This window comes from Rhodopirellula maiorica SM1 (genome assembly GCF_000346295.1).
In the GTDB taxonomy this organism is placed as follows: Bacteria; Planctomycetota; Planctomycetia; order Pirellulales; family Pirellulaceae; genus Novipirellula; species Novipirellula maiorica.
In genome coordinates this window covers 1-3,614 of record NZ_ANOG01000210.1, presented here as the reverse complement: position 1 = coordinate 3,614, position 3,614 = coordinate 1, and the positions used below count along the sequence as shown (strand labels likewise).

General features: G+C 55.6%; 3 protein-coding genes. All 3 read left to right on the top strand.

From position 1 onward, the window contains the following. Nucleotides 1-711: 711 nt before the first annotated feature. The 3 genes from RMSM_RS06485 to RMSM_RS38175 all read left to right on the top strand — a co-directional run bounded on the left by RMSM_RS06485 (nt 712) and on the right by RMSM_RS38175 (nt 3,422). Nucleotides 712-1,965: an NAD(P)/FAD-dependent oxidoreductase gene (locus RMSM_RS06485; protein ID WP_040764423.1), complete on the top strand. Its 1,254-nt coding sequence runs from the start codon at nt 712-714 to the stop codon at nt 1,963-1,965. 103 nt (nt 1,966-2,068) lie between these two features. Beyond that, entirely contained in the window at nt 2,069-3,121 is a 1,053-nt protein-coding gene (locus RMSM_RS06480; protein WP_008693241.1) for a hypothetical protein, read from the top strand. Continuing rightward, nucleotides 3,096-3,422 carry a hypothetical protein gene (locus RMSM_RS38175; protein ID WP_008693240.1) on the top strand — a complete coding sequence of 109 codons (327 nt, stop codon included), beginning with the start codon at nt 3,096-3,098 and terminating at the stop codon, nt 3,420-3,422. Before RMSM_RS06480 ends, RMSM_RS38175 begins: the two co-directional genes overlap by 26 nt. Nucleotides 3,423-3,614 lie beyond the last annotated feature (192 nt).

Genomic DNA, 3,614 nt, shown 5'->3' with positions numbered 1-3,614 from the left:
ATTTCCGCAGCGTCGCGATCCGATTTCGAGTGTGATAGTTCCTCGTCGACGGGCAACACTTGCTGCATTGCTTCGTGGACAGCCCAAATCGCGGCTTTGCGGCTCGATTCGGCTTGAACGACGGTACGCAAATTTCCAGATTGAACGTAAAACTTAGCCATGATCAAACTCCGCGTAAGGTAATGTGAACGTTTTTGTTTTGGTTGATTGTTGAAGTGCCGCTTTCGGCTACTTACTTCATCGCATCCGCGGTGACACGTTAGGTCAAACGACGATAAAAAGTTCAAAAATGTGAGATAGGCTTCCAGCCTGTCATCGGTCCCTCACTTTGCGACAGCAACCAGTCTGCAACGTCCGTACATTCCAATTTCATAGTCGCCGGGCGTCTCCGACGTCCATTTATTCCATCATCCCTGCATTCCGTCCCCAATGTCGCCGGACGTCTCCGACGTCCATTTATTCCATCATCCCTGTATTCCGTCCCCAATGTCGTCGGGCGTCTCCGACGTCCGTTTATTCCATTGTCCGTGTATTCCGTCTCCAATGTCGCCGGGCGTCTCCGACGTCCGTTTATTCCATCGTTCATGTATTCCGGCGTCGGAGACGCCGGGCGACAAATTGCCGTCAGTCCGTTAAATTTGTTTGACGGTTATTGTTGTTGCAGCCGAGCTATCCCATCCGATTGAATCAACGACTTCGATGAGCAACTTAATGTCAAACGAAACGACTGGCGACTCGTTCGATGTGATCATTGTTGGTGCAGGATTGGCGGGGCTCTCCTGCGGCGTCAAATTGGCCGAAGCAGGACGCTCGATCACGCTATTGGAGGCGAGTGATCGCGTCGGAGGCCGAGTTCGCACGGACCATATCGATGGGTTCACGCTGGACCACGGTTTCCAGGTGTTGCTGACAGCCTATCCCGCTTGTCGCGAATTGTTGGATTACAAACAGCTCGAACTGTGTCATTTTTCCCCCGGAGCGATGGTGCGGCAAAACGGCGAGTTTGCTCTATTGAGTGACCCTTGGCGACGCCCGTTGGATATCGCCGCCACCGCCATAAACCCCGTCGGTTCGCTGGTGGATAAATGCCGAATTTCAAAACTCCGCAGCGTCAGCCACGCTGGATCGCTCGAGGATGTCTACGCCCGAGAGCAAACGACGACACTTGCACGACTTCGAGAGGACGGATTTTCCGACCGGATCATCGAACAATTCTTTCGCCCCTTCCTCGGCGGCGTCTACTTGGACGAATCGCTGGAAATGCCCAGCCGGATGCTTGAGTTTGTGTTTCGCATGTTCAGCGAAGGACACGTGTCGGTTCCCGCAGGCGGGATGGCTGAAATCCCGCGTCAACTTACCGACCGTTTACCTCGTGGCACGATGCAACTGAGAACACCGGTTGCGGGACTGCAACCCGGGGCTGTCGAACTGACCGATGGTCGCACGCTAAAGGCCAAACAGATTGTGATCGCCACCGAAAGCAGTGCTGCGGCAAGTCTGCTGGGCGATGAATCGCTCGACACCGCGTGGTCAGGAACCACCACGGTTTACTACGCGGCGCCCGAAGCACCTCTTCGACGACGACGCTTGTTGCTGCGGGGTGACGAGGCGGGGCCGATTCAAACCGCGACGGTGATGTCCAACATTGCGCCACGCTACGCGCCGAGCGGCCAGCACCTGATCTCGGTCAGCACCGAACTGAGTCAAAACATCGATCCCGACGATCTCGACAACTCGCTCCGCCCACAATTACAGCATTGGTTTGGCGAGCAAGCCGGTGGCTGGAAACGGCTGCAGATTTATCATGTGCCCTTTGGGCTTCCAAAACTTACGCTTGATCCCGTGATGCAGCCCATTACAACGGCTCGAGAAGGAGTGTTTGTGTGCGGCGATCATCGTGAAACGCCGAGTATCCAAGGTGCGATGAACAGCGGTCTGCGAGTCGCCCAGGCGATTTTGCGTTAGCAGGATGCCTATCCCACTTTGGGGCGTTGCTACAATAAGGGATGGATGATCGCGAAGCGGTTCGCGGTGTTCCTTCCTCGCGGTAGTGCGGAGCCCGATGACCATGCCGAAATCGCCATTGTTGGAATTTGATTGGAAATGTCAGGCCCAGGCGGCCAAGTTGATCGACCAATGGACCGATGCGTTTGTTCGCCAAGATCCTTTTGTCGCCAACTTGCGGACACGGATGTCGACGGAAACGGGGACGCGGCTGACCGATTGGCTCGATCACTTTTCGCTGCCGTTTTCGGTGGAAACAGAATCGCTGCTTTCTCAATCCGGTTTTCAATTGCGGCATGAACCAGGAGACCCGGTGTGGCAGCATCCCGATGGATTGTTCCCGGACGTGGTGCTCGGCGGCTTTCCTAAGCAACGATTGACGATCCACGTTGAATCGGTGCGTGATTTCCTCGTGGCGCATCGCATTGCGACTTCGATTCGAGGGTTGCCTGGATCAGCACTTCGATTAGCGTGCGTTTCGGAAACGGAATCGACCGAGTTTTGGGTGATCGAGCGGCATGGCGATGTCGGATTTAAACCGAGTGAATCGTCCGCAATGAACCTCCCCGCCATCCTTCAGCATGAGGAAGCGTTCTTACTAAGAAAGCGAGACTTTGCTTCGGACGAAGATGGATTTGATCATGCAAGTGCGTTGGTCGCTGCGGCCAAAGATAACCTGGGCCAGGATCGCACGTGTGACTTATTCTTTGCCGCCGAACGCAGCTATTGGGAAAGCCGCAACAAGGCGGCTCGTATTCAAAAATCACGCCAAGACGCACTCGGACTTGGTTGGGCCAACCATGACCACCACACCTATCGTAGTAGTCGCAAGCACTTCACTCGCTTGATCGCATTACTTGAACAACTCGGGTTTCAGTGCCGCGAACGATTTTACGGTGGTGCCGAAGCGGGCTGGGGAGCCCAGGTGTTAGAGCAACCCGCAACCGGAGTGGTCATTTTTGCCGATGTCGATTTGACCGCCGAAGAGGTCTCAGGCGACTTTGCGCACGAACCGCTGCCGCATCGCGATCAACTTGGCACCGTCGGGCGTATGGTGCAAACTGCACGGCGAAGCCATCTTGCAAGCTGGCATGCATCACTTGGAATGCCAATTTGATTTTGATGCGGCGCGTACGCAATTGGCCGAGCGAGGCATTCAAACGATGGCTCCGTTTACGGACTTCGATTTCCTGAAACAGGCCTTTACAGAAGGTGAGATTTGGCCGGTCGCGGACGAGCGGATCGAACAAGCAGCCCGCGAGGGCGTGATCACAGCCGAACAAGCCGAGCGGTTCCGTCGATCAGGAAGCATCGGTTCCCACTTAGAAATCTTGCAGCGTGACGACGGCTACAAAGGTTTCAATCAAACCGGGATCAACGAAATCATCCGAAAAACCGACCCTCGATTCGCCCACTAGTGCCGATTGAAGCTTGCACGCCTGTTCCCAGGCTCCCGCCTGGGAACACACTGCACCGGAGGCTCCTGCCTCCCGAGCCGACGGCGGATGCGCAGGCGGGAGCCTGCTGAGCAGTGCGTACCCAGGCAGGAGCCTGGGTACGAGTTCGCGAGTTCACAGAGAAGTCCCGAAGATTCTCGATTCTGGCCTGTT

Bases quoted from the DNA above. Each gene is read 5' to 3' on its own strand.
- RMSM_RS06485 (WP_040764423.1), top strand. From the start codon at position 712: ATGTCAAACGAAACGACTGGCGACTCGTTCGATGTGATCATTGTTGGT.
- RMSM_RS06480 (WP_008693241.1), top strand. From the start codon at position 2,069: ATGCCGAAATCGCCATTGTTGGAATTTGATTGGAAATGTCAGGCCCAG.
- RMSM_RS38175 (WP_008693240.1), top strand. From the start codon at position 3,096: ATGCATCACTTGGAATGCCAATTTGATTTTGATGCGGCGCGTACGCAA.